This is a genomic window from Pseudacidovorax intermedius (genome assembly GCF_003350475.1).
Taxonomy (GTDB): domain Bacteria; phylum Pseudomonadota; class Gammaproteobacteria; order Burkholderiales; family Burkholderiaceae_C; genus Xenophilus; species Xenophilus intermedius.
In genome coordinates, this window is record NZ_QQAV01000001.1 from 689,827 (window position 1) to 715,034 (window position 25,208).

General features: G+C 70.5%; 23 protein-coding genes. 17 read left to right on the forward strand and 6 right to left on the reverse strand.

The window, feature by feature from the left end:
* Positions 1-52 precede the first annotated feature (52 nt).
* Positions 53-2,488 carry a DUF1631 family protein gene (locus tag DFR41_RS03015; protein ID WP_114801636.1) on the forward strand — a complete coding sequence of 812 codons (2,436 nt, stop codon included), beginning with the start codon at positions 53-55 and terminating at the stop codon, positions 2,486-2,488.
* 164 nt (positions 2,489-2,652) lie between these two features.
* Here DFR41_RS03015 and dprA read toward each other — a convergent pair whose 3' ends face one another.
* Together dprA and DFR41_RS03025 are read right to left on the reverse strand one after the other, a co-directional pair.
* Positions 2,653-3,834, reverse strand: a complete 1,182-nt coding sequence (dprA, locus tag DFR41_RS03020; RefSeq protein WP_114801637.1) for a DNA-processing protein DprA — start codon at positions 3,832-3,834, stop codon at positions 2,653-2,655.
* 16 nt (positions 3,835-3,850) lie between these two features.
* Positions 3,851-5,032 (reverse strand): LysM peptidoglycan-binding domain-containing protein, encoded by a 1,182-nt coding sequence (locus tag DFR41_RS03025; RefSeq protein ID WP_114801638.1) that lies wholly within the window; start codon positions 5,030-5,032, stop codon positions 3,851-3,853.
* A 161-nt stretch (positions 5,033-5,193) separates the two neighbouring features.
* On the opposite strand from DFR41_RS03025, the gene def reads away from it, so the two are divergent.
* The 6 genes from def (at position 5,194) to DFR41_RS03055 (ending at position 9,584) form a co-directional block, all read left to right on the forward strand.
* On the forward strand, positions 5,194-5,724 hold the full coding sequence (def, locus tag DFR41_RS03030; protein ID WP_114801639.1) for a peptide deformylase: 531 nt from the start codon (positions 5,194-5,196) through the stop codon (positions 5,722-5,724).
* Positions 5,721-6,218 (forward strand): hypothetical protein, encoded by a 498-nt coding sequence (locus tag DFR41_RS03035; RefSeq protein ID WP_114801640.1) that lies wholly within the window; start codon positions 5,721-5,723, stop codon positions 6,216-6,218. The genes def and DFR41_RS03035 overlap by 4 nt, the downstream gene beginning before the upstream one ends.
* 16 nt (positions 6,219-6,234) lie before the next feature.
* On the forward strand, positions 6,235-7,230 hold the full coding sequence (gene fmt, locus DFR41_RS03040) for a methionyl-tRNA formyltransferase (protein ID WP_017758633.1): 996 nt from the start codon (positions 6,235-6,237) through the stop codon (positions 7,228-7,230).
* Positions 7,230-7,976 carry an AzlC family ABC transporter permease gene (locus tag DFR41_RS03045; RefSeq protein WP_017758634.1) on the forward strand — a complete coding sequence of 249 codons (747 nt, stop codon included), beginning with the start codon at positions 7,230-7,232 and terminating at the stop codon, positions 7,974-7,976. The genes fmt and DFR41_RS03045 overlap by 1 nt, the downstream gene beginning before the upstream one ends.
* The gene (locus DFR41_RS03050) at positions 7,973-8,308 is read left to right on the forward strand and encodes an AzlD domain-containing protein (protein ID WP_114801641.1); all 336 of its coding nucleotides are present in this window, start codon (positions 7,973-7,975) and stop codon (positions 8,306-8,308) included. Before DFR41_RS03045 ends, DFR41_RS03050 begins: the two co-directional genes overlap by 4 nt.
* An 82-nt stretch (positions 8,309-8,390) precedes the next feature.
* Positions 8,391-9,584, forward strand: a complete 1,194-nt coding sequence (locus DFR41_RS03055; RefSeq protein WP_114801642.1) for a phosphoglycerate kinase — start codon at positions 8,391-8,393, stop codon at positions 9,582-9,584.
* A gap of 190 nt (positions 9,585-9,774) precedes the next feature.
* On the opposite strand, the gene DFR41_RS03060 is transcribed toward DFR41_RS03055, so the two are convergent.
* Positions 9,775-10,911, reverse strand: a complete 1,137-nt coding sequence (locus DFR41_RS03060) for a fatty acid desaturase (RefSeq protein ID WP_114801643.1) — start codon at positions 10,909-10,911, stop codon at positions 9,775-9,777.
* A gap of 213 nt (positions 10,912-11,124) precedes the next feature.
* Here DFR41_RS03060 and pyk point away from each other — a divergent pair, with 213 nt between their 5' ends.
* The 4 genes from pyk to DFR41_RS03080 all read left to right on the forward strand — a co-directional run bounded on the left by pyk (position 11,125) and on the right by DFR41_RS03080 (position 15,764).
* The gene (gene pyk / locus DFR41_RS03065) at positions 11,125-12,570 is read left to right on the forward strand and encodes a pyruvate kinase (RefSeq protein WP_017758638.1); all 1,446 of its coding nucleotides are present in this window, start codon (positions 11,125-11,127) and stop codon (positions 12,568-12,570) included.
* A gap of 88 nt (positions 12,571-12,658) precedes the next feature.
* Positions 12,659-13,579, forward strand: coding sequence for an alpha/beta hydrolase (locus DFR41_RS03070; RefSeq protein ID WP_114801644.1), 921 nt, complete (start codon positions 12,659-12,661; stop codon positions 13,577-13,579).
* 53 nt (positions 13,580-13,632) lie between these two features.
* On the forward strand, positions 13,633-14,697 hold the full coding sequence (fba, locus tag DFR41_RS03075; RefSeq protein ID WP_043114233.1) for a class II fructose-bisphosphate aldolase: 1,065 nt from the start codon (positions 13,633-13,635) through the stop codon (positions 14,695-14,697).
* A gap of 158 nt (positions 14,698-14,855) precedes the next feature.
* Positions 14,856-15,764: a phosphoribosylaminoimidazolesuccinocarboxamide synthase gene (locus tag DFR41_RS03080; RefSeq protein ID WP_017758641.1), complete on the forward strand. Its 909-nt coding sequence runs from the start codon at positions 14,856-14,858 to the stop codon at positions 15,762-15,764.
* Between the two features lie 31 nt (positions 15,765-15,795).
* On the opposite strand, the gene DFR41_RS03085 is transcribed toward DFR41_RS03080, so the two are convergent.
* The 3 genes from DFR41_RS03085 to DFR41_RS03095 form a co-directional block, all read right to left on the reverse strand.
* Complete coding sequence (locus DFR41_RS03085) at positions 15,796-16,239, reverse strand: META domain-containing protein (protein WP_114801645.1); 444 nt, start codon at positions 16,237-16,239, stop codon at positions 15,796-15,798.
* 128 nt (positions 16,240-16,367) lie between these two features.
* The gene (gene trhA / locus DFR41_RS03090; RefSeq protein ID WP_114801646.1) at positions 16,368-17,027 is read right to left on the reverse strand and encodes a PAQR family membrane homeostasis protein TrhA; all 660 of its coding nucleotides are present in this window, start codon (positions 17,025-17,027) and stop codon (positions 16,368-16,370) included.
* 37 nt (positions 17,028-17,064) lie between these two features.
* A complete protein-coding gene (locus DFR41_RS03095) occupies positions 17,065-17,946 on the reverse strand; it encodes a M48 family metallopeptidase (RefSeq protein WP_114801647.1) in 882 nt (293 codons plus the stop codon).
* A gap of 37 nt (positions 17,947-17,983) precedes the next feature.
* Between DFR41_RS03095 and DFR41_RS03100 the strand changes: the two genes are divergently transcribed.
* The 6 genes from DFR41_RS03100 to DFR41_RS03125 all read left to right on the forward strand — a co-directional run bounded on the left by DFR41_RS03100 (position 17,984) and on the right by DFR41_RS03125 (position 25,146).
* A complete protein-coding gene (locus DFR41_RS03100; RefSeq protein WP_170159306.1) occupies positions 17,984-19,318 on the forward strand; it encodes an AmpG family muropeptide MFS transporter in 1,335 nt (444 codons plus the stop codon).
* 74 nt (positions 19,319-19,392) lie between these two features.
* Positions 19,393-20,592 carry a beta-ketoacyl-[acyl-carrier-protein] synthase family protein gene (locus tag DFR41_RS03105; RefSeq protein WP_211322544.1) on the forward strand — a complete coding sequence of 400 codons (1,200 nt, stop codon included), beginning with the start codon at positions 19,393-19,395 and terminating at the stop codon, positions 20,590-20,592.
* On the forward strand, positions 20,589-21,395 hold the full coding sequence (locus DFR41_RS03110) for a beta-ketoacyl synthase chain length factor (protein WP_114801649.1): 807 nt from the start codon (positions 20,589-20,591) through the stop codon (positions 21,393-21,395). Before DFR41_RS03105 ends, DFR41_RS03110 begins: the two co-directional genes overlap by 4 nt.
* Positions 21,396-21,418: 23 nt before the next feature.
* The gene (locus DFR41_RS03115; RefSeq protein ID WP_114801650.1) at positions 21,419-23,071 is read left to right on the forward strand and encodes an NAD(P)/FAD-dependent oxidoreductase; all 1,653 of its coding nucleotides are present in this window, start codon (positions 21,419-21,421) and stop codon (positions 23,069-23,071) included.
* 161 nt (positions 23,072-23,232) lie between these two features.
* A complete protein-coding gene (locus DFR41_RS03120; RefSeq protein ID WP_114801651.1) occupies positions 23,233-23,952 on the forward strand; it encodes a response regulator in 720 nt (239 codons plus the stop codon).
* 9 nt (positions 23,953-23,961) lie between these two features.
* Positions 23,962-25,146 carry an ATP-binding protein gene (locus tag DFR41_RS03125; RefSeq protein ID WP_017758893.1) on the forward strand — a complete coding sequence of 395 codons (1,185 nt, stop codon included), beginning with the start codon at positions 23,962-23,964 and terminating at the stop codon, positions 25,144-25,146.
* Positions 25,147-25,208: the final 62 nt, after the last annotated feature.

The window sequence follows — 25,208 nt, forward strand, 5'->3', positions numbered from 1 at the left end:
CCTGCGTGAACGCCCTGCCCGCTGCCGGCGCTGATGCGCCCTCCCTGTCGCCATGAGCCCTTCGCTCCCCCGCGAATCTGCCCTGCTGCTCGCGCGCGAGTCGCGCGAGCGCTTCGTGCACGCCATGGAGGCGGCGGTGCTGCGCACCACCCAGGCCGTGCGCGACCGGCTACTGGCCTTGGCCGGCGAGGTGGGCACGGCCCGCAAGATGCAGGAGAACCGCGATCACCTCCTCGCCTGGGAGGCCGACCACGCGCGCTGGCTGGAGGCGGTGCGCGAGCGCTGGTCGCAGGCCCTGTCGCAGGCCCCGGCCGCGGGCACCTCGACCAGCGGGTCGCTGCGGCTGGAGCTGGTGGGCGACGAGGTCGTGGAGAACAGCATCCTGGTCTCCCGGCTGGCGATGGCGCTCCAGGACCGCTCGCCCTTCGAGCTGAACGAGCTGAAGCTGCGCATCCAACATCTGGAGGGCAGCAGCGGGGCCGATTGGTCGACCGGCGACGTGCTGCGACCGGAGACCCTGGCCGCCATCCTCGTCGAGGAATGGACCTCGACCGGATTGCCGCGCGCGCTATGGTCGCAGGTGCAGGACGTCCTCGCGGGCCACCTGGGCGATGCCGCCAGCAAGGGTTACGAGGCCCTGAATGCCTTCCTGATCGCGCGCGGCGTCATGCCCGAGATCGAATTGCGCAGTCTGGTCCGGCGCGGGGCCGACAGCGCCGCGTCCCCGCTCGGCCCGGCCAGCGGGAGCACGCTGTCCGGCCGCCAGGGAGCCACAGGCCCGTGGGACCGCACGCGGGCCATGGCCGATCTGGCCCAGTTCGCAGGCCCCGGCCCCGGCGCCATGGCTTCCGCGCGGCAGCAGGCCAGCGCCGTGCTCGGGCGGCTCCGGCGCATCATCGGTGGCGTGGTGGCAGGCGGGGGCGATGGCGGCACGGCCTATGTCGGAGGAGCAGGCGGAACCGGGCTGCCCACCGCGCCTGGCGGGCACAGCGGCCGCGGCGGAGCTCCCGGTCCCGCCTACGGCCAGAGCCACACGGGCGGCCCGATTCCCATGGGGGCCACGGGAGCCCTGGCGGAGCGGCGCGGCTGGGCCTCCCACACCGGGTCCGAGGCCTTCACGGCCGCCATCGCCGATGTGGAAGCCGCCTACCCTTTCAACGTGGGCGTGTACGTGGACGTTGCCGAGCCCGGCCTCATGCAGCGCGCCGCCAGCGACCTTCGGCGCCAGAGCGGCGAACTCAAGCGTCGTGCGCCCACGTCGGCCGACAAGGCGACGGTGGAAGTGGTGGCGCTCATGTTCCAGTCGATCCTGGCCGAGGAGCGCATTCCCTTTTCCGTCCGCGTCTGGTTCGCCCGGCTGCAGATGCCCGTGCTGCGGGTGGCGGTGGCCGATGCGGAATTCTTCGCCTCCCTGCAGCATCCGGCGCGCATGCTGATCGACCGCATGGGCTCGGTGGTGATGGGCTTCGACGCAGCCGCCATCTCGGGCAGCGCCCTGGAAGGCGAGATCCGCCGCGTGGTGCAGGTGATCGAGCAGTACCCCGAGACCGGCCAGCGCGTCTTCAAGCTCGTGTACGACGAGTTCGTCGCCTTCCTCTCCAAGTACCTGACGCAGAACGATGCCACCCAGAAGGTGATGAGCGTCGCCCAGCAGGTCGAGCAGAAGGAGACGCTGGCCATCCAGTACACCATCGAGCTTCGCAAGATGCTCAACGACATGCCGGTGCGCGAGGAGATCCGCGAGTTCCTGTTCAAGGTGTGGGCAGAGGTGCTGGCCATCGGCGCGCTCAAGTACGGCGCGCAGGACGAGCAGACGGCGCAGCTGCGCCGGGTGGCGTCCGAGCTGGTCTGGGCTGCGAGCGCCAAGCCCAGCCGCAGCGAGCGCGCCCGCATGATCCAGGCCCTGCCCTCGCTGCTTCAGCGCCTGCGCCAGGGCATGGACCTGATGGGCCTGACCGGGCAGCCGCAGGAGGACCACATCCGGACGCTGGGTCGCACGCTCTCGGACGCCTTCACGGCCAAGACCGAGAGCATTCCCGCAGCGCAGATCGAGAACTTGGCAGGCCGGCTGGCCAATCTGGAGGCGGTTATCGCGGACGAAAGCGCCGAGCCGCTGGCCCTGGACTCCGCCCATCTGGAACTGCTGCTGGGCATCGACGTGTCGTCGATGGAGGTGTTGGCCAACAACGGGGCCGAGGCGCCGCCGGAAGCGCTGGCATGGGCCAACGCACTGCAGGTGGGCGCCTGGTTCCTGCTCGACCACAACGGGCGGCCCAGCCAGGTGCAGTTCGTGTGGCGCAGTAAGCACCGCCAGCTGCACCTGTTCGGCTCGCCCGATGGTCGGCAGTTCCTGATCCAGGCGCAGCGCCTGGCGGCCTACCTGCACGGCGGCCTGCTCGTGCCGGCGGAAGAGGAGACGCTGACCGTGCGCGCCACCCGCGAGGCACTGGCCAAGATCGATGCCAATCCGGAGCGGCTGCTGAGCTAAAAAAAGGGGGCCCCCCATGCCGCTTCGCGGCTCCCCCCTCTCTGTCGCCTTCGGCTCGGAGGGGGGCGCACCCGCAGGCCTGGCAGAGCCAGTTCCTGGGGTGCCCTGGCATGGCCTGCTCCGCGGCCGCTCGACTGGACCGCTGAGCGCCTCCCCTGACTTATTCAGCCGAGTTCGATGCGCTGGAACAGACCGCCGGGGAGTCGGCCGACGCGGCCGTCCAGTTCCAGCTCCAGAAGCCGGGCCTGCAGCAGCGGCGTGGGCAGGCCGGTGCGGGCGCAGAGCGCATCCAGGGTGGCGGGCGCGTGGCCGAGGTGCTCCAACAGCACGTCGCGGTCCTCCGGCCCGCGCCCGGACGCATCTTCAAGTCCGCGCTCGCCTTCGTTCTCGAAGAGCGAGCCGGTGGCGGGGGCGGATGCCACGGCGGGCCGGCGCAGTTCCTCCAGCACATCTGCGGCGGTTTCCACCAGCTTGGCGCCCTGGCGGATCAAGGCATGGCAGCCCCGCGACTGCGGCGAGTGGATGGAGCCGGGAATGGCGAACACCTCCTTGCCCTGCTCGACCGCGCAGCGCGCCGTTATCAGCGAGCCGGAGGCCAGCGCCGCCTCCACCACGAGCGTGCCCTGCGACAGCCCGGAGATCAGCCGGTTGCGGCGCGGGAAGTTGGCCGTGAGCGGCGGCGTGCCCAGCGGCTGTTCGCTCAGGATCACGCCCCGGGCCGCGATGCGGTGGGCCAGCGACCGGTGGCGCGCCGGGTAGACGCGGTCCAACCCCGTGCCCACCACCGCGATGGTGCTTAGCCGGCCATCCGCCGCCATGGCAGCCTCCAGCGCGCCCTCGTGCGCCGCCCCGTCCACGCCCAGCGCCAGGCCCGAGACGATGGGCAGGCCGGCCTCGGCCAGCGCGCGGGCGAAAAGGCGTGCATCGACGGCGCCCTGCGGTGTGGGATTGCGGCTGCCCACGATGGCCAGCCCGTCGCCGGGCAACGGCGCATCCACCAGCCCGGCCGGGCCGAGCAGGTAGAGGATCAGCGGCGGATCGGCAATCTCCAGCAGCCCCGGCGGATAGGCGGCATCGCCCAGGGCGACGATGCGGTGCACGGCGCCCTCGGGGCCCGTTGCGTCCAGCCATTCGCGGGTGCGGTCGAGCATGGCCGCGAAGCCTTCCTGCTCGTCGAGTAGCGCCCGGGCCTGGGCCGGGCTGCACAGCGCCTCCAGGGCGGCGGCCGGTTGCGCGAACACCGCGTCGGGCCATCCGAAGGCCGTGAGCAGCCTTCTTGCGGTACCAGCCCCTACACCGGGGGCCAGGGCCAGCCGCAGCCAGCCCGCCAGATCCTCCCTCTCCACCCCGCGCCCTTGTTGTTCAGGGATTGGCGAGGCGGTCGCCCGCGCGGGGCGTGTCGGTGATCTCGAGCACCAGCGCGTACGAGACCCGCTCGAAGGGACGGAACACCATCAGCAGGCCGATGCGCTCGTCGGGCAGCTTGAGCGTTTCCTTCTCGCCGCCGGTGCGGTCGACGATGGTCTGGCCGTTCTTGAGGATGGCCAGCACATTGCCGCTCTCAATGCCGTCGCGCAGTCCCTTGTTGATGGCCACGACCTGATTCTGGCCGGCGTACTGCACGCCGTTGCCATAGACCGAGATGATGCGGCCGCCTTCCACCGGCTGGGCCGGCGCGCGGGGCACGTAGCTGATCAGTTGCTCGGGCGGCTCGGGCAGCAGGCGGTCGCCGGCGCGCATCTCCTCGCGGGCGGCAATCACGTCGACCGTGGCCGGCACGGCGACGCCGGGCGCCGAGTCGGTGGCCGGCGTCTGGGATTCACCGCGCACCAGCCGCACCCGGCCCACGTACTGGGCCTCGTAGCCGAGGATCTCGCCGGTGCCCGGATCCTTGAGCGGCGTGGCATTGCGGAAGACGCGGAACTGCGGCAACGGCCCGGGCGGCTCGACCAGCGGCGCGCCGGGCTGGCCGCGGACATAGGCGCGATCGCCACGCGACAGCAGCACGCGCTCGTCATTGCCCGCCACGATGCGGGGCGCGCCGGCCAGCGTGTCCTCCTCGACCACCAGGGGCTCGGTGAGGAAGGCGTCGATGCGGCTGGGGTCGAGGGTGGGCAGCGCGAGGTTGGACGCCGAGTCGTAGCGCGTGCGCGGCGACAGCTTGACCGTGTCGCCGCTGCCACCCGCCCCGCGGCGCAGACTCAAGCGGGCGCGGCCACCGGTCTTGTCGAGGTAGAGCACCTGGCCGGGATAGATGCGGTGCGGATTGGCGATCTCGCCGAGGTTCATGCCCCACAGCTCGGGCCACCGCCAGGGCTTGAGCAGGTACATCTTCGAGATGGCCCAGAGCGTGTCGCCACGCTTGACGGTGTATTCGTCGGGCGCGTTGGGCGCCAGTTCGGACAGGGGCACGCCCTGCTGGGCCGTCTGCTGCGCGACGGCCCGCTGAGCCGGCGTCACCGGATAGTTCTGCGCGTGGGCGGCGAAATGACCGAGCAGGGCCGCGGCAGCAAGGGGGATGGCAGGCAGTCGAAGGTGGTACATGGTCGGCGCGCCATCCTGCCACGGCGCGGGCGGGAGTAGCGAATACTCACAATTTGCAACGATTTTGCGCGCAAGCCCTGCCGGCAGCAACGTCATCCGGCCGCAGCGGCGTCGGGCGGGGGTCGAAATGGCGAAAATAGCCACAACTTTCCGTAAGAGACATGGCCCTGCGAACCATCCTGAGCTATCCCGACCCGCGCCTGCACACCGTGGCCAAGCCCGTGCAGGCCGTCGACGCGCGCATCCGCACCCTGGTGGCCGACATGCTCGAGACCATGTACGAAGCCAGCGGCATCGGCCTGGCCGCCACGCAGATCGACGTGCACGAGCGCCTGGTCGTGATCGACGTGTCGGAAGAGCGCAATGAGCCGCTGGTGCTGATCAATCCCGAGATTGTCTGGGCCAGCGACGAGAAGGTCATGAACGAAGAAGGCTGCCTGTCGGTGCCCGGCATCTACGACGGCGTGGAGCGTTCCACCGCCGTGCGCGTGCAGGCGCTCGATGCCGAAGGCAACCCGCGCACCATCGAGGCCGAGGGCCTGCTGGCGATCTGCATCCAGCACGAGCTGGACCACCTGCTGGGCAAGGTGTTCGTCGAATACCTGTCACCCCTCAAGCGCAACCGCATCAAGACCAAGCTGCTGAAGGCCCAGCGCGACGTGCAGCGCGAAGGCGGACGGCGCAGCGCATGAACACCGGCCGTCGCCTCGCCCTCGGGTGCGCACTGGCCGCCGCCGCCTGGCTGGTGGGCTGCGCCAGCGAGCCGCAATGGGTGCCGGCGGGCGCCTCTCGCGCCGAGGTGCTGCAGCAGCTGGGTGCGCCCACCGCCACCTACGCACTGCCGACCGGCGAGCGGCTTCAGTACTCGCGCCAGCCCGCCGGCTTCGAAGTCAACAACGTCGACCTGGATGCCAGCGGCCGCGTGGTCGCCGTGACCCAGGAACTCCAGGAGATCCGCTTCGGCCAGATACTCGTCGACCAATGGCGGGTGGCCGACGTGCTGCGCACCTTCGGCCGGCCGGAAGAGATCTCGCGCGTCTGGTCGTTCCAGGGCGAGGTGTGGCAGTGGCGCTACCGCCAGCTGAACACACCCCGGCTGCTCTACATCTACATCGACCCCCAGGGTGTGGTTCGCCGTTACCACACGGGTGACGACCTGCGCTTCGTGCCGCCCAACCGTCCTTGAAAGCATTTCCCCACCGATGAGGATCGTCTTCGCGGGCACGCCCGAATTCGCCCGCGTGGCGCTCGAAGCCCTGGATGCCGCCGGCATCGAGATCGCCCTGGTCCTGACCCAGCCAGACCGCCCCGCCGGCCGCGGCATGAAACTGCAGGCCTCTCCGGTCAAGGTACATGCCCTGAGCCGGGGATGGCCGGTGGCCCAGCCCCGCAGCCTGCGCCTGGATGGCAAGTACCCCGAGGACGCGGCCGCAGCCCGTGAAGCGCTGGTCGCCGCCCGCGCCGATGCGATGGTGGTCGCCGCCTACGGCCTGATCCTGCCGCAGTGGGTGCTGGACCTCATGGCCGGCCGGGGGGAAGGCGCGCCCACCGGCACCCAGGCCCTGGGCTGCCTCAACATCCACGCCAGCCTGCTGCCCCGCTGGCGCGGCGCGGCGCCCATCCACCGCGCCATCGAGGCCGGCGACGCCGAAACGGGCGTGACCATCATGCAGATGGACGCCGGCCTGGACACGGGCGACATGCTGCTGGCCGAATCCCTCGCCATCGGCGCCCAGGAAAGCACCGGCCAGTTGCACGACCGCCTGGCTTCGATGGGCGGGCGGCTGATCGTGCAGGTGCTGCGCCAGGCCGAGGTCAGCCCACTGCCGCGCACGCCGCAGCCGGCCGAGGGTGTGACCTATGCGCACAAGATCGAGAAGGCCGAGGCCCGCATCGACTGGACGCAGGACGCAGCCGCCCTCGCCCGCCGGGTGCGTGCCTTCGACCCCTTCCCGGGGGCCGTGGCCGAACTGGACGGCCAGCCGCTGAAGATCTGGGCCGCGCATGCGCAGCCCGCAGAAGGCGGCACCTCTCCGGCGCCTGGCACCGTGCTGCGCGCCGACGCCGATGGTGTCGTCATCGCGGCCGGCACCGGCACGCTGGTGGCGACTCAGTTGCAGCGCGCTGGCGGCAAACGGCTTGCCGCAGCCGACTTCCTGCGCGGGGCTCCCCTCGCGGCCGGCACGGTGCTGGCCTGATGTTCTGGTCGTCCGCCATCCGCCGGCGGCCGGCTTTCCGCGACGGCGCCCGGCTGATGACGCCGGTGGCGCTGGGGATCGGCGCCTGGGGGCTGATGACCGGCGTGGCCATGGTCAAGGCCGGTCTGTCGCCCCTTGAAGCCGTGCTGATGACACTGCTGGTCTATGCCGGCAGCGCCCAGCTGGCCGCCGTGCCGCTTCTGGTGGCCGGCGCACCCGCCTGGGTGATCCTGGCCACCGCCTTCTGCGTCAATCTGCGCTTCGTCGTCTTCAGCCTGCACCTGCGCCATTACCTGATGCACATGCCGCGCTGGCGCCGCCTGGTGCACGGCTACCTGACCGGCGACCTGAGCTATGCCGTCTTCACCCGCCGTTATCCGCAGCCACCCACGACCCAGGACGAGCGCGACGACCAGGAGGCGTACCTCGTGGGCGGCTACACCGTCAACTGGAGCTGCTGGATCCTGCTCAGTCTGGCCGGCGTGGCGTTGGCTGAGCTGATTCCCCAGCGCTGGGGCCTGGGCTTCGCCGGTGTGCTGGCGCTGGTGGGTATCCTGGCGTCGATGGTCACCACCCGGCTGCAGGTGCTGGCGCTGCTCATCGCCAGCGCCACCGCGGTCGCGGCCTACGCCCTGCCCCTGCGGCTGAACATCGTGGTGTCCATCGGCCTGGCGGTTCTGGCCTGCTTCTGGCTCGAGCAGCAGTTGGGTCGCCTGACCCGCGGCCGCACCGGAGAGGCGGGCTGATGCAGACCGATCCGTGGACCGTCGCCATCATCCTGGGCCTGGCCGTGGTGACCGTGATCACGCGCTGCTTCTTCTTCATCAGCGAGCGCAGCCTGCCTCTGCCGGCCTGGGTGCACCGCGCTCTGCGCTACGCACCGGTGGCCGCGCTGGCCGCAGTGGTGGCGCCCGAGGTGGTGATGAGCGGCGGGCACCTGATCCCCTCCTGGCAGGATGCGCGCCTGTTCGCCGCCGCCGTGGGCGCGGCGCTGTACTTCTGGCGGCGCAGCACCCTCATCACGATGGCCGGCGGCATGGCGGTGTACCTGCCGCTGCACCTGGGATTGGGCTGGTAGCGGCAGGGCCGCTCCCTACAATGCCCTGTTGCCCGTTCGGCCTCCGGACGGCGCCCCGTCAACTTCCTCCCAAGCCGCAACCATGAACGTCATCCGCTTCTCCGATCTGTGTGCACAAGGCAAGGCCCAGGGCCGCCGGGTCTTCATCCGCGCCGACCTGAACGTCCCCCAGGACGACGCCGGCCGCATCACCGAAGACACGCGCATCCGCGCCTCGGTGCCCTGCATCCAGATGGCGCTGGACGCGGGCGCGGCGGTGATGGTCACCTCCCACCTGGGCCGCCCGACCGAGGGCGCCTTCAAGCCCGAGGATTCGCTGGCCTCCGTCGCCACGCGCCTGGGCGAGCTGCTGGGCCGCGAAGTGCGCCTGGTGGCCGACTGGACCGACGGCGTGAACGTCGCGCCCGGCGAGGTGGTGCTGCTGGAGAACTGCCGCCTGAACAAGGGCGAGAAGAAGAACGACGAGGCGCTGGCCCGCAAGATGGCCGCCCTGACCGACATCTACGTCAACGACGCCTTCGGCACCGCCCACCGCGCCGAGGCCACCACCTACGGCATCGCCCAGTTCGCGCCCGTGGCCTGCGCGGGCCCGCTGCTGGCGGCCGAGATCGACGCCATCACCAAGGCCCTGGCCGCGCCCAAGCGTCCGCTGGTCGCCATCGTGGCCGGCTCCAAGGTGAGCACCAAGCTGACCATCCTCAAGAGCCTGTCGGCCAACGTGGACCAGCTGATCGTGGGCGGCGGCATCGCCAACACCTTCATGCTGGCCGCCGGCCTGCCCATCGGCAAGTCGCTGGCCGAGGCCGACCTGGTCGGCGAGGCCAAGGCCGTGATCGAGGCCATGCGCGCCCGCGGCGCCGCGGTGCCGATTCCGGTGGACGTGGTGACGGCCAAGAGCTTCTCGGCGGATGCCCCCGCCACCGTCAAGCCCGCCACCGAGGTGGCCGAGGACGACCTGATCCTCGACATCGGCCCGCAGACCGCCGAGCAACTCGCCGCGCAGCTGCGCGAGGCCGGCACCATTGTCTGGAACGGCCCGGTGGGCGTGTTCGAGTTCGACGCCTTCGCCAAGGGCACCGAAGCCATCGCCCGCGCCATCGCGGCCAGCAGCGCCTTCTCCATCGCCGGCGGCGGCGACACCCTGGCGGCCATCGCCAAGTACGGCATCGAGAAAGACGTGGGCTACATCTCCACCGGCGGCGGCGCCTTCCTGGAAGTGCTGGAAGGCAAGAAGCTGCCGGCTTTCGAGATCCTGGAAAAGCGCGCGGCAGGCTGAGCCGAGCGCCCGCAGCCCGCGCAGCGCCCGACCGGGCGCTGCCGACGTTGCGGTCGCGGCCGCGACGCAGGGCTGGCGTCTTCCACGCCCGACTCGCCCAACAAAAAACCCGGCCCGCATCGCTGCGGGGCCGGGTTTTTCGTTGTCCCGTCGCATGCGGCGCCAGGCCGCCGCGAGGGCTCGGGCGGTGTCAGGCCGGACGGGCGGCGGCGTCGGCCGCCTGGGGCGGCACCAGCGCGCGCAGTTCGCTCGTGGCTCGGCCCTTGAAGTCGGTCCAGCATTGGCGCGTGAAGTCGTACAGCTTGCAGGCGCGGGCGGTGTCGAAGTACCACTTCCAGGAGAAGCGCTGGATGATGATGCGGCCGGGCAGCATCTGCTCGAGCACCTTCTGCGTTTCCTTCAGCTTGTAGAGCGGGATGCTCATGTCCACGTGGTGGGCGGTGTGCTCCATGATGTGGTGCATCAGCGCGCCGATCCGGAACGGGAAGGTCAGGTGCACGGTGGTGGAGACGAAGGGCTGGGCGCGCTGCCAGGCGGCCTTCTCGTTGTGCCACTGCACCCTGACGTGGGTGTGGTGGCCGTAGATGACGAAGCCCATCATGTTGAACCAAAACACCATCGGCACCACGAAGCCCAGGAGCACCAGCAGCCAGGCCGACTGGCCGGTGGCGAAGGCGGCGCCGACCAAGGCGGCGATCCACAGCAGCGCGAAGCCGCTGACCAGCAGGCAGTCGCGGGTGAAGACCGGGCGGTAGGTGTTGCCCATGGTCTTCTTGCTGGGGAACATCATCTTGGCCCACCAGATCTCCACCGCGTAGTAGAGACCCGGGCCCCAGCCGCTGCGGTAGATGCGCTCGGCCACGCGCCGCATCGGCGACATGGCGCGGTACTCGTCCTGCGTCATGGGGGCCCAGACGAAGTCCACGCCCTTGAGGTTGGTGAAGCCGTGGTGCACCACGTTGTGGCCCATGTCCCACAGGCTGTAGGCGGTGAGCGAAGGCAGGAAGGCGATGCGGCCCAGCCACTTGTTGAGGCGACGGTTCTCGGTCAGGCTCTGGTGGCAGCCGTCATGCCCAATGATGAACAGGCGGCCGATGACGAAGCCGGCGGCCAGCGCGGCCAGCAGCTTGAGCCAGACGGAATCGACCAGCACCACGGCGGCCATCAGGCCGAAGAAGAGGATGTAGTCGAGCGTGATCAGCGCGAAGGCGCGCCAGGTGCTGCGCTGCGCCAGGGGCGTCAGCCAGCTGCGGATGATCTTGCGGTGCGGCAGCGGCGCGCTGGGCTCAAGCGGCTCGGGCAGCGAGAGTTCGGGTCTGTAAGCCATTGAAAAATAGGCGGTTTTCGAATCTGGACAACCGCCGACGATAACCGATGCGGCTTTCCCGAGGATGACGTCCGTCAAATCGGCCCCGCATGCCATGCCGATAAGCGCTATTCCTTGACGGCATGGGCGCAGCGCCGGGCACCTCCGGGGCTTTGGGTGAGAATTCTTTGCCGCCCGGGCTTTTCGGACGGCGCGACCTGGAGACTCCCGCACATGGCCCCCCGCATTCCCCGCCACGCCACCAAGATCGTCGCCACGCTCGGCCCGGCGTCCAGCACGCCGGCATTGATCGAGCAGATGATCATCCACAAGGTGAGCGTGGTGCGTCTGAACTTCAGCCATGGGCAGGCCCAGGACCACATCGACCGGGCCGCCATGGTGCGCGAGGCCGCGCGCCGCGCCGGCCGTGAGGTGGCCATCATGGCCGACCTGCAGGGCCCCAAGATCCGCGTCGGAAAGTTCGCCGAGGGCAAGGTCTGGCTGGAGCCCGGCGCGCCCTTCGTGCTGGATGCCGCCCGGCTGGAACCCGGCGACGGCCACGCCGTGGGCCTGGACTACAAGGACCTGCCCCGCGACGTGAAGGCTGGCGATCGCCTGCTGCTCAACGACGGCCTCATTGTTCTGCTGGTCGACGGCGTGCGCGGCGACGCGGTGCACACCACTGTGCTGGTGGGCGGCGAGCTGTCCAACAACAAGGGCATCAACAAGGAAGGCGGCGGCCTCACGGCCCCGGCGCTCACGGCCAAGGACATGGAGGACATCAAGACCGCCATGAGCTTCCAGGCCGACTACGTGGCGGTGAGCTTTCCCAAGAACGCCACCGACATGGAGATGGCCCGCCAGCTGTGCAACGTGGCCGGCGCCGAGTGGGGCCACAAGCCGGGGCTGATCGCCAAGATCGAGCGCGCCGAAGCCATTCCCCGCCTGGAGGAGATCCTGCGCGTCAGCGACGGCATCATGGTCGCGCGTGGCGACCTGGCGGTCGAGGTGGGCAACGCGGCCGTGCCGGCGCTGCAGAAGAAGATGATCCGCATGGCGCGCGAGATGGACCGTGTGGTCATCACCGCCACGCAGATGATGGAATCGATGATCGCCAACCCCGTGCCCACCCGCGCCGAGGTGAGCGATGTAGCCAACGCCGTGCTGGACGGGACCGACGCCGTCATGCTCTCGGCCGAGACGGCCTCCGGCCGCTACCCGCTGGAGACGGTCAAGGAGATGAGCCGCATCTGCGAGGCGGCCGAACAGGCCGAGGACACCTCGCGCGACCTGGACTTCAGCGGCCAGCACTACACCCGCATCGACCAGTCCATCGCCATGGGCGCGCTGTTCACGGCGCACCACCTGGGCGCCAAGGCCATCGTGGCGCTGACCGAATCGGGTTCCACGGCGCTGTGGATGAGCCGCCATGCGGCGCACATCCCGGTCTATGCCCTGACCGCACGGCTGACGACGCAGCGGCGCATGGCGCTCTACCGGAACGTGCGCCCGCTGCTGACGGAGACGCAGAACGACCGCGATGCCGCCCTGCACCAGGCGGAGGAACACCTCAAGAAGCGCGGCATCGTCCAGAGCGGCGACGTGTACGCCATCACCTGCGGCGAGCCGATGGGCGCGCCGGGCGGCACCAACATGCTGCGGATCTGCACGGCGTCCTGAACGCCGGCCAGCCGCGCCGCCACGCCGGCCGCGTAGGACAGCGGCGCGCGCCGGAAACCAAAGCGGCGGCGCCTGCGTATGGGAAGGCATGCCTTCCCACCTTCCCCTGCTGCGCACCGTCGCGGCCGCGCTCGCCGTCGTGGCCGGCGCGCTCAGCCTGGGCGCCTGCTCCCCCATCAAGCTGGTCGACCGGCTCACGCCCACCGACACCTACACCGTCCAGAACGACATCGCCTACGGCAGCGAGCCGCGCCAGCGGCTGGACGTGTACCAGCCGCTGGCGCGCACGGCGCCCGCAGTCGGCCACCGGCCGCTGGTGGTGTTCTTCTATGGCGGCACCTGGACCACGGGCGAACGGGCCCAGTACCGTTTCGTCGGCGAGGCGCTGGCCTCGCGCGGCGCCATCGTGGCCGTCGCCGACTACCGGCTCTCGCACGAAGTGCGCTATCCGGCCTTCGTGCAGGACAGCGCACGGGCCGTGAAATGGGGGCTGGACAACGCCGCCCGCCTGGGCGCGGACCCGGCCCAGGTCTATGTTATGGGACACAGCTCGGGCGCCTACAACGCGGCCATGGTGGCGCTCGACCCGCGCTGGCTCCAGGCGCTCGGGCCGAGTCCGCGGCAACTGGCCGGATGGATCGGCCTGGCCGGGCCCTACGACTTCCTGCCCATCGGCGACCCGGACGTGAAACGCGCCTTCGACTGGCCGCGGACGATGCCCGAGTCGCAGCCGATCAACCATGTCTCGGCCGCCGCGCCGCGCACGCTGCTCATGGCGGCCAGCCGGGACAACCTGGTCGACCCGCAGCGCAACACCGCCCAGATGGCGCACAAGCTGGAGGCGGCGGGCGTGCCGGTGGAGGTCCACGCCTTCGACAACCTCAGCCACGTCACGCTGATGGGCGCCGTCGCGACCCGCGTGCAGTGGATCGGCGGACCGGTGATGCCGCCGCTTCTGCGCTTCCTCGGACTGGCGCCGTCGGACCCGTCCCACAGGGCCCCTCAGTAGAATCGTTGGAATTTTTTCGCACTTTTCCACGTTCAATTTAAGAGGACTTCACCATGGCACTTGTCTCGATGCGCGAGTTGCTGGACCACGCCGCCGCCAACGGTTACGGCATTCCAGCCTTCAACGTGAACAACCTGGAGCAAGTGCAGGCCGTGATGGCAGCCGCCGACGAAGTTGGCGCCCCGGTGATCCTGCAGGCCAGCGCCGGCGCCCGCAAATATGCCGGCGAGCACTTCATCAAGCATCTGATCCAGGCGGCGACCGAGGCCTACCCTCACATTCCGCTGGTGATGCACCAGGACCACGGCACCAGCCCCAAGATCTGCGCTGGCGCCATCGATCTGGGCTTCGGCTCGGTGATGATGGACGGCTCGCTGCGTGAAGACGGCAAGACCCCGGCCGACTTTGCCTACAACGTGGAAGTGACGCGCAAGGTCGTCGAGATGGCCCACAAGGTCGGCGTGACCGTCGAAGGCGAACTGGGCTGCCTGGGCAACCTGGAAACCGGCGACGCCGGCGAGGAAGACGGCATCGGCGCCGAAGGCAAGCTGGACCACAGCCAGATGCTGACCGACCCCGAAGAGGCCGCCCAGTTCGTCAAGGCCACCCAGCTGGACGCCCTGGCCATCGCCATCGGCACCAGCCACGGCGCCTACAAGTTCAGCCGTCCGCCCACGGGCGACATCCTGGCAATCAGCCGCGTGAAGGAAATCCACGCCCGCATCCCCAACACCCACCTGGTGATGCACGGCTCGTCGTCGGTGCCACAGGAGCTGCGCGCCATCATCAACCAGTACGGCGGCCAGATGAAGGAAACCTACGGCGTGCCCGTCGCCGAGATCCAGGAAGCCATCAAGTACGGCGTGCGCAAGATCAACATCGACACCGACATCCGCATGGCGATGACCGGTGCCGTGCGCAAGTTCATGGCCGAGAACCCCGAGAAGTTCGACATGCGCGAATGGATGAAGCCGGCCCGCGAGGCCGCCAAGGCCGTCTGCAAGCAGCGCTACCTGGAGTTCGGCTGCGAAGGCCAGGCCGGCAAGATCAAGGGCGCGGGCCTGCAGGTGATGGCCGCCAAGTACGCCCAGGGCGAGCTGGCGCAGGTCGTCCAATAAACCAGCGGACAGGCGCCCGGCGCCCTCCGGACCGGCCACCGCCCGCGCGGTGGCTTTTTTTCGCGCGCGACGCGCATACAGGCGGTGACACCGGCCTGTCACCACCCGCGGATAATCGCGCGCTGCTTTCCTCCTTCACCCTGCCGCCCGGCAACTCCATGGCCACGACCGTCCATACCTCCTCCATCCAGAGCCTGCCCCTGCTTGCACGCGGCAAGGTGCGCGACAACTACGCCGTCGGCGAGGACCGCATTCTCATGATCGCCAGCGACCGGCTGTCGGCCTTCGACGTCATCATGGGCGAGCCGATCCCGGGCAAGGGCGAGATCCTGACGAAGATGGCCCTGTGGTGGTTCGACCGCCTGGGCGGCATCTGCCCCAATCACCTGACCGGCGAGGCGCCCGAGAGCGTGGTGCGCCCGGAAGAGGTGGCGCAGGTCACGGGCCGCTCGATGCTGGTCAAGCGCCTCAAGCCCATTCCGGTCGAGGCCGTGGTGCGCGGCTACCTGGCCGGCAGCGGCTGGAAGGAATACCAGGAGAACCGGGAGGTCTGCGGCGTGCCGCTGCCCGAAGGGCTGATCAATTCGGCCAAGCTGCCGCGCGCCATCTTCACGCCCGCCGCCAAGGCCGCCGTGGGCGAGCACGACGAGAACATCAGCTACGAGCGCGTGGTCGAGATGATCGGCCCGCAGCTGGCCCAGCAGATCCGCGAGACCAGCATTGCGCTGTACGAGACAGCGGCCGAGATCGCGCTGCAACGCGGCATGATCATTGCCGACACCAAGTTCGAGTTCGGCCTGGACGAAACCGGCCAGCTGGTGCTGATGGACGAGGTGCTCACGCCCGACAGCTCGCGCTACTGGCCGGTGGAAGGCTACGAGGCCGCACTGGCCGCCGGCACCAACCCGCCGAGCTACGACAAGCAGTTCGTGCGCGACTGGCTGGAGTCGGTGCGCATCAACGGCAAGCCCTGGGACAAGACGCCGCCCGCACCGCGCCTGCCCAACGACGTGACCGAACGCACCGCGGCGAAGTACCGCGAGGCGCTGGAGCGCCTGACCGGCTGAGCAGCCGGCGGCAGGGCGACAGGCGCAGCGCTCAGCGCTGCAGCATCGCCACCGTGCGCCCGCTGCCGTCGAGCAGCACAAGGCGCGCCGGCGCCTGCAGGCGGTAGCTCGCCGTGGACTGCAGGGCCTGGAAGAACTGCATCTCGCGCTGCCCGCGCTCGGGTGCGGCGCAGGCCATGCGGGTGGCCGCCAGCTGCCCGATGCGCAGTTGGCTGGCCGTGCGGCTGTAGGTGCCCGAAAAGCGGTTGCAGCCGCCGCTGCCGACGGCCCGGCCGTCGCTGCCGAACTGCACCGAGGGCGTGCCCTGCGGATCGCCACCGCCGTCCACCATCTCGCCCTGCAACTGGACCAGGCGCCACGACGGCCCCTCGATGGGCTCGTCCAGGCTGACGCCGCTGCCGCAGGCCGCGAGCGACAGGACGGCAGGCAGTGCGAAGGCCAGAAGGAGTCGGTGTCGGCGAGCGATGGCGGGCATGGAGGGTGCGTCCTTTCGGCGGGAAGTGGGGCCGCGGCATCGTACCCGGGGGCACCGTGTCGCCGCGTCGGCGCAGGCCGGCAACCGCGAGGCCTGGCCGTATGGCGGAGCGGGCCGGAACAGCCTCCTCAGGCTGGCGCGCCCGAATGCCAGAGCACGGCAAAGAAGTGGCACACGCTGCCACCCAGCACGAACAGGTGCCACGCGAAGTGGGCGTAGCGCAGCTTCGAGTCGAAGAGGAACACGACGGCCCCCGCCGTGTACGAGACGCCGCCGGCCACCAGCCAGGCCAGGCCGGCGCCCGACATGCGCTCGACCAGCGGCACCGCCGCCACGATGGCCACCCAGCCCATCGCCACGTACAGGCCGGTGGACCACAGCGGGTGCTTGAGCCGGTCGAAGAGCTTGGCCGCCACCCCCACCGCGGCCGCGGCCCAGACGATGGCGAACAGCGTCCAGCCCCAGGTGCCGCGCAGCACGCCCAGCACGAAGGGCATGTAGCTGCCGGCGATGAAGAGGTAGATGGAGGCATGGTCCAGCCGGTTGAACCACAGCTTGGCCCGGCCCGCCGGCAGCGCGTGGTACAGCGTGGAGACCAGGTACAGCACGATGGCCGTGCCGGCGAACAGGCTGGCCCCCACCACCTCGGCGGTGCGGCCGCGTGCCGCGGCATGCTGCACCAGGATCGGCAGCGAGGCCATGGCAAGCAGGGCGCCCAGGCCGTGGCTCAGGGCGTTGGCGATCTCCTCGCCGAGGGTCTGGTCACGCAGTTCGCTGAGAAGGGACATGGAGGCAGTTCAAGCAAGGGCCGGACCGCGCTCCGCATCAGCTGCGGCGCGCGGCGCGGTAAAGGCCCTCCACCTTCGGCACGTTCTGCTCCAGCACGCGGATGCGATCGGGCCCGGTCGGGTGGGTGGACAGGAAGCTCAGGCCGCCCTGGCTCTTGGAAACCTGGGCCATCTTGGTCCAGAGGCTGACGGCGGCCTGGGGTTGGAAGCCGCCGCGGGCGGCGAGTTCCAGGCCCACCAGGTCCGCCTCGGTCTCGTCGTCGCGGCTGAACTTGAGAGAGATCAACTGCGTGCCGGCGCGTGCGCCCATGTCGCCCAGCTGGCCCAGCCCCAGCAACTGGGCGCCCAGCTGCAGCGCCATGCCGGTGCCGGCCGTCTTGGCCATGCGCTCGCGCGCATGCTCGCGCAGGGCATGAGCCATCTCGTGGCCCATCACCATCGCCGTCTCGTCGTCGCTGAGCTTGAGCTGGTCGAGGATGCCGGTGAAGAAGGCGATCTTGCCGCCCGGCATGCAGAAGGCGTTGACCTGCTTGCTGCCGATCAGGTTGACCTCCCACTTCCAGCCGGCGGCCCGGTCGTTCCATTGGCGCGTGTAGGGGATGAGGCGCTGTGCAATGCCGCGCAGACGCACCAACTGCGGATGCTCAGGGCCGGCCAGCGCGCGCTGGCTGCGGGCCTTGGCGATCAGGTCGCCGTACTGCTGGACGGCCGCGCCCTCGATCTGATCGGCCGGCACCAGGTTGCGGGCGGCCGAAAGTGGACCCACGTCGACCTGGGCCAGGGCTGGCAGCACGGTACCGGCCGCCACCGCGGCACCAGCCAGCAGGAAGGCGCGGCGGGGCTGCCAGCGAGGCTGCGCAGGCCCCTCTTCGGCAGCAGGGGCAGCGTAGGCGGTACGCAGGTCGCAGAGCAGGCACATGGTGGGCGGAATAATAAGGTTGCAACCCTTCTCTTCCATGTCCAATCCCCCAGCCGCCACTCCCGAATTGCCCAAGCAGCCCTGGCGCGAGACCCTGCGCGTCTACCTGGAGCCGGCCTCGCTGCGCATGTTCGCCCTCGGCTTCGCGGCCGGCCTGCCGCTGCTGCTGGTGCTGGGCACGCTGAGCTTTCGCCTGCGTGAGGCCGGCATCGACCGGGCCACCATCGGCTATCTGAGCTGGGTGGGCCTGGCCTACGGCTTCAAGTGGGTGTGGGCGCCGCTGGTCGACCGGCTGCCGCTGCCGCCGCTGACCACGCTGCTGGGCCGGCGCCGCGGCTGGCTGCTGCTGTCGCAGGCCATGGTCATCGCCGGCCTGGTGGGCATGGCCCTGAACGATCCGCGCGCCGGACTGGAGCCGCTGGTGCTGTGCGCCGTGCTGGTGGCCTTCGGCTCGGCAACGCAGGACATCGCGCTGGACGCCTTCCGCATCGAGTCGGCCGAGGCGCGCAAGCAGGCCGCCCTGGCCGCGGCCTACCAGACGGGCTACCGCCTGGCGATGATTTGGGCCGGTGCCGGCGTGCTGTGGGTGGCGGCCTGGGCCGAGGGCAGCGCCACCGGCGCCTACCAGAACGGCGGCTGGCGCACGGCCTACCTGGTGATGGCCGGCTCGATGGTGGTGGGCGTGCTGACGGTGCTGCTCTCGGCCGAGCCGGCGCGGGTGCCGCTGCCGCCCGCCCGCTCGGCCGGCGAATGGCTGCGCAACACGCTGGTGGAGCCCTTTGCCGACTTCCTGCGCCGCTACCGCTGGCAGGCGGTGCTGATCCTGTCGCTGATCGCCATCTACCGCATCAGCGACGTGGTGATGGGCATCATGGCCAACCCCTTCTATGTGGACATGGGCTTCACCAAGGACGAGGTGGCCACGGTCAGCAAGGTCTACGGCGTGATCATGACGCTGGTGGGCGCCTTCGTCGGCGGCGTGCTGGCCATGCGCCTGGGTGTGATGCGGGTGCTGATGCTGGGCGCCGTGCTCAGCGCCGCCAGCAACCTGCTGTTCGCCTGGATGACCACCCGTGGCCACGACGTGACGGCGCTGGTGGCCGTGGTGTCGGCCGACAACTTGGCCGGCGGCATCGCCTCCGCTGCCTTCATCGCCTACCTCTCCAGCCTGACCAACGTGAGCTACTCGGCCACGCAGTACGCGCTGTTCAGCTCGCTGATGCTGTTGCTGCCCAAGTTCGTGGCCGGCTTCTCGGGCGCCTTCGTCGAGGCCTACGGCTACGCCACCTTCTTCACCGGGACGGCCCTGCTGGGCCTGCCGGTGCTGGTGCTGGTGGCGCTGGCGATGCGGGCCGCACGCGTGCGGACGTAGGTGGCGGCCTGCAGGACGGTGGCCCCCGCGGCTGTTACGCTCCCTCCTCGTTCCTGAAACCTGCCCGCCGCACCGTGCCGCAGAAGATCCCGCCCCTCGTCATCACGGCCTACACGGCCACCACCGCCCTGGGCACCGGCCTGGAGGCGCTGCGCAGCGCCCTGGCCGCCTCGCGCAGCGGCCTGCGTCCCAACGACTTCGGCGAGCCGGCCGAACAGCGCCTGCCCACCTGGATCGGCCGCGTGCCCGGCGTCGAGGACGTCGCCCTGCCGCCCGAACTCGCGCCCTGGGACTGCCGCAACAACCGCCTGGCCTGGATGGGCCTGAGCGCCGACGGTTTCCTGGCCGCCGCGCTGGCCGCGCGCGAGCGCCACGGCGCCGACCGCGTGGCCGTGATCATCGGCACCTCCACCTCCAGCATCGGCGAGACCGAGCAGGCCTACACCCGGCTGGACGCCGACGGCCGCTTTCCCGAAGCCATGCGCAACGCGCAGGTCCACACGCCGCATGCACCCGGCCTGTTCGTGCAGCGCGCCCTGGGGCTGACGGGGCCGTGCGAGACGATCTCCACCGCCTGCTCCTCCAGCGCCAAGGTCTTCGCCTCGGCCGAGCGGCTGATCCGCCTGGGCCTGGCCGACGCGGCCGTGGTGGGCGGCGCCGATTCGCTGTGCGGCAGCGTGCTGTTCGGCTTCAACTCGCTGGAGCTGGTGTCGCCCGAGCCCTGCCGGCCCTTCGACGCCGAGCGCCGCGGCATCAGCCTGGGCGAGGCGGCCGGCTTTGCGCTGCTCGAGCGCAGCGGCACCGGGCCGCGCCTGCTGGGCCACGGCGAAGCCAGCGACGCACACCACATGTCCACGCCCCACCCCGAAGGCGCCGGGGCCGAACGGGCGCTGAACGACGCGCTGGCGCGCGCCGGTCTGGCCACCGACGACATCGACTACATCAACCTGCACGGCACGGCCAGCAGCAAGAACGACGAGGTCGAGGCCGCCCTGGTGGCGCGGCGCTTCCCGGCCCGCACCCATGCCAGCAGCACCAAGGGCTTCACCGGGCACACGCTGGGGGCGGCCGGCATCGTCGAAGCCGCCGTCAGCCTGCTGGCACTGGAGACGGGGCTGATGCCGGGCAACATCAACGCGCGGACGTTCGACGCCATCTGTGGCCCGCAGCTGCGCCGCGAGCCGGCCCAGGGGGAGGTGCGGCACGTGCTGTCCAACTCCTTCGGCTTCGGCGGCAACAACTGTGCGCTGATCTTCGGAAGGGCCGTGCAATGAGCCGGCTGCCCACGCTCTACGTCGAAGGCCCGGCCTTCTGGCATCCGCTGCTGCCTGGCTGGGAGGCGGCCCGCGCCGCCTTCCGTGGCGAAGCGGGCCTGGCCGAAGCTCCGGCCCGCCGCCCGGCGCCGCAGATCCTGGCGCCGGCCGAGCGCCGCCGCGCACCCGACACGGTGGCGCTGGCGCTGGAAGTGGCCAGCGCCGCCGTGGCCGGCTCCGGCCGCGCGGCCGTCGACCTGCCCTGCGTCTTCACCTCGGCCCAGGGCGACCTGGCCATCAGCGACTACATGTGCGCCACGCTCGCGCAGGCGCCCACGCAGCTGTCGCCCATCAAGTTCCACAACTCGGTGCACAACGCCGCCGTGGGCTACTGGACCATCGGCACCGGCTGCCAGCAGGCCAGCAATGCGATCAGCGCCTCGTCGCACAGCTTTGCCGCCGGCCTGCTCGAAGCCGCCACCCAGTGCGCCGCCGACCATCAGGCCGTGCTGCTGGTGGGCTTCGACGCCGAGTCCGCCGGCCCCCTGGCGCAGGTGCACGACACGCACGGCCTGCTGGCCGGCGCCGTGGTGCTGGCCCCCGAGGCCAGCGAGCGCACCGTTGCCACGCTGTCCATCGCACTGCACAGTGGCGCAGCCATCCCCACGGACCTGCAGTCCGAGGCGGCCCGTGCGCTGCCGGCCAACGCCATGGCCGATGCGCTGCCCTTCTTCGAAGCCCTGGCCCGCGGGCCCGACCCGAGCGGCCAGCCGCTGGTCCTCGCGCTGTCCGACACGCTCGCGCTGCACCTCACGCTAGGCTGAGCGCCCCTTTTCCAGGAGAGTCCATGCACCCCACGCCTGCCACCCACGACGTCATCATCATGGGGGGCGGCCTGGCAGGACTCACGCTGGCGCTGCAGCTCAAACGGCGCTTCGGCGACATCGACGTGCTGGTGCTCGAGCGCCGCAGCCACCCGGTGCCGCATGCCACGCACAAGGTGGGCGAATCGTCGGTGGAGATCGGCGCCCATTACTTCGACACGGTACTGGGCCTCAAGCAGCACCTGGACGAGGCACAGCTGCGCAAGTTCGGCTTCCGCTTCTTCTTCTCCGAAGGCCGGCGCGACCTGGACGCCGTGACCGAGGTGGGCGCCAGCCGCCCGCTGGCCATTCCCAGCTACCAGATCGACCGGGGCATCTTCGAGAACCACCTGGCCGAGGTGGCCGCTGCCCAGGGCGTGCGCTTTGTCGACAACGCCCTGGTCCGCCGCATGGCGCTGGACCCGTCCCCGCAGGGCCTGCACCGCATCGAATGGACCGAGGCCGGCGAGCCCCATGCCGCGCAATGCCGCTGGATGGTGGACGCCTGCGGCCGCGCCGGCCTGCTCAAGCGCCAGCTGGGCCTGGTTCAGCCCAACGACCACCAGGCCCATGCCGTGTGGTTCCGCATCGGCAACCGGCTCATGCTGGACGACTGGGGGCAGGACCCGGCGTGGCGCGCCCGCTGCACCCCGGCCGCGCGCTGGCTGTCGACCAACCACCTGGTGGGGGCGGGCTACTGGGTGTGGCTGATTCCGCTGGCCTCGGGCTCCCACTCGGTCGGCATCGTGGCCGACCCGGCCTTCCATCCGCTGGAGCGCATGGACAGCTTCGACAAGGCCATGGACTGGCTGGCCGAGCACCAGCCCGTGCTCTTCGACGTGCTCGACGGCCAGCGCGACAAGCTGCAGGACTTCGCCTTCATGCGCAAGTTCTCCTATGGCTGCAAGCAGGTCTTCAGCGGCGAGCGCTGGGCGCTGACGGGCGAGGCGGGGCTGTTCCTCGACCCGTTCTACTCGCCCGGCAGCGACTTCATCGCGATGAGCAACACCTTCATCTGCGACCTCATCACGCACGACCGGGGGGGCCGCTCGGTGCAGGCGCGCGCGCAGCTGTACGACCACATCTATCACTCCTTCTACGACAGCACGCTGGCGCTCTACCAGGGGCAATACGGGCTGTTCGGCGACCCCGAGGTGTTGCCGGTGAAGGTGGTTTGGGACTACACCTACTACTGGGGCGTGCTGTCGCAGCTGTTCTTCCACGAGCGGCTCACCGACGTCGCCACGCTGGGCAACCTGCGCGAGGAACTGCAGCACTGCCAGCAGCTGAACATCGCGATGCAAGGCTTCCTGCGCGCCTGGTCGTCGGTGAGCGAGCGCCGCAATCCGGCCCGCATGCTCGACCAGGCGGCGCTGCCGTGGTTTGCCGAACTCAACGCCAGCCTGCGCGATGCACTGCCCGACGCGATCGCCTTCCAGGCCCGCCTGCGTGCCTGCGTGGCGCAGTTGCGCACGCTGGCCCACCAGATCCACGCACAGGCGCTGGCGCAGCATCCCCGCCTGGACGACGCGGCGCTGGCGGCACTGCTGGCCCAGCCGATGCCGCGCACGCCCATCGACCGCGACGCAGCGCCGATGCTGTTCGAGCAGTTGGCACGCGTGCCGGCGACCGCCTGACCCGGGAGCGCCTGCGCGGCGCTGCCGGTCGCCACGGCCGCGATGCGCGTGGCGCGTGGCGGTCCATGCGCCGCCGGCCCGGCGTGCGGCCATCACGGTTTACCCAACTTTACGAAGACTTCAACCGCCCTTGCCGGCGGGCTGCGAGCATTCCCTTCACCATGACGACCCCACAGCTGCTCATGATCGAGGACGACCAGCGCCTGGCGCAGATGGTCGTCGAGTACCTGGCCCAGTCCGGTTTCGCCGTCAGCCATGCCGGCGACGGCGCGCGCGGCATGGCAGCGCTGGAGCAGCAACTGCCTGACCTCGTCATCCTCGACCTCATGCTGCCGGACGCCGACGGCCTGGACCTGTGCCGCCGCATCCGCGCCCTGCCCGGCGCCGCCGGCAAGGTGCCGGTGCTGATGCTCACGGCCAAGGGCGACCCCATGGACCGCATCATCGGCCTGGAGCTGGGCGCCGACGACTACCTGCCCAAGCCCTTCGAGCCGCGCGAGCTGCTGGCCCGCATCCGCGCCGTGCTGCGCCGGCGCGGCGAGGGCGGCCTGGCGGCCGGGCCCGAGCCGGCGCGCGGCATGCGCTTCGGCTCACTGGAAATCGACCGCGATGCTCGCACCGTGACCGTCGCCGGCCAGACGGCCGAACTCACCTCCTACCAGTTCGACCTGCTGGTGGCGATGGCCGAGCGCGCCGGCCGGGTGCTCACGCGCGACCAGATCATGGAGGCCGTGCGCGGCCGTGAATTGGAAGCCTTCGACCGTTCCATCGACGTGCACATGGGCCGCATCCGCGCCGCCATCGAGGCCGACCCCAAGAATCCCAAGCGCATCCTCACCGTGCGCGGCGTCGGCTACGTCTTCGCCAAGCAACAGGACTAGCAACGGCTCATGGTCGGCCTGTTCACCCGCCATCTCTACGTACGCATCTGGCTGGCCGTGCTGGCCGGCGTGGCCGTGGTCGTGATGGCGGCGGGCTGGGCCTGGAAGGTGGCGGACGACCAGCGCAGCGCCCCGCTGCCGCGCGACGTGACGCTGCGAGACACGCAGAACAACGCCTTTGCCAACGGCAAGTCGGTGCGCACCAGCCGGCCGGGCGAGCCGCTGGAATTCGCCATCTCGCTGGACAACGGGCAGCAGTTCACCATGGAACTGGGCCCGCGCATCGACCGCCGGCCCACGCCGCCGCCCTGGCTCCATCCGCATACCGGCATCTTCTGGCTGCTGGGCATGGTCGGCCTGGCCACCGGCCTGGGGCTGTACCCCATCGTGCGCCGGCTGACGCTGCGCCTCGAAGGCCTGCAGCGCAGCGTGCAGCGCTTCGGCGAAGGCGACCTCTCGGTGCGCGTCGACGACCGCGGCGAGGACGAGGTGGCCGACCTGGCCCGCCGTTTCAACGATGCCGCCACCCGCGTGGAGCAGCTGGTGCGCTCGCACAAGTCGCTGCTGGCCAATGCCTCCCATGAGCTGCGCTCGCCGCTGGCGCGCATCCGCATGGGGCTGGAACTGATGGGCCCCCAGGCCAACAGCGCGGCCCGCGCCGAGATCTCGCGCAACATCGCCGAGCTGGACCAGCTGATCGACGAGATCCTGCTGGCCAGCCGCCTCGACGCCCGCGAGGCCGACGTCGGCACCATCGAGACGGTGGACCTGATGGGCCTGGCCGCCGAGGAATGCGCCCGCGTGGATGCCGACCTGGGCCTGGCCGAGGGCACGGCACTGGACGCGGTGACGGTGCATGGGGTGTCGCGCCTGCTGCGCCGGGCCCTGCGCAACCTGCTGGAGAATGCGCGCCGGCATGGCGGCAGCGGCACGGTGGCTGTCGAGCTGGCGTCCGAGCCGGGCTGGGCGCTGCTGCATGTGGACGACCAGGGCCCCGGCGTGCCCGAGGCGCTGCGCGAGCGCATCTTCGAGCCCTTCTACCGCCTGCCCGGTGCCAGCGAGCGCGACGGCGGCGTAGGCCTGGGGTTGGCGCTGGTCAAGTCCATTGCGGAACGGCATGGCGGCGGGGTGCGCTGCACGCGCAGCCCGGCGGGCGGCGCCCGCTTCACCATCCGGCTGCCACGGCCCGCCTGACACGCGCCCGACGGGCCGCCGGCAGGGTCTGCACGATCCTGCCACGGTCGCTTCCTAGAATC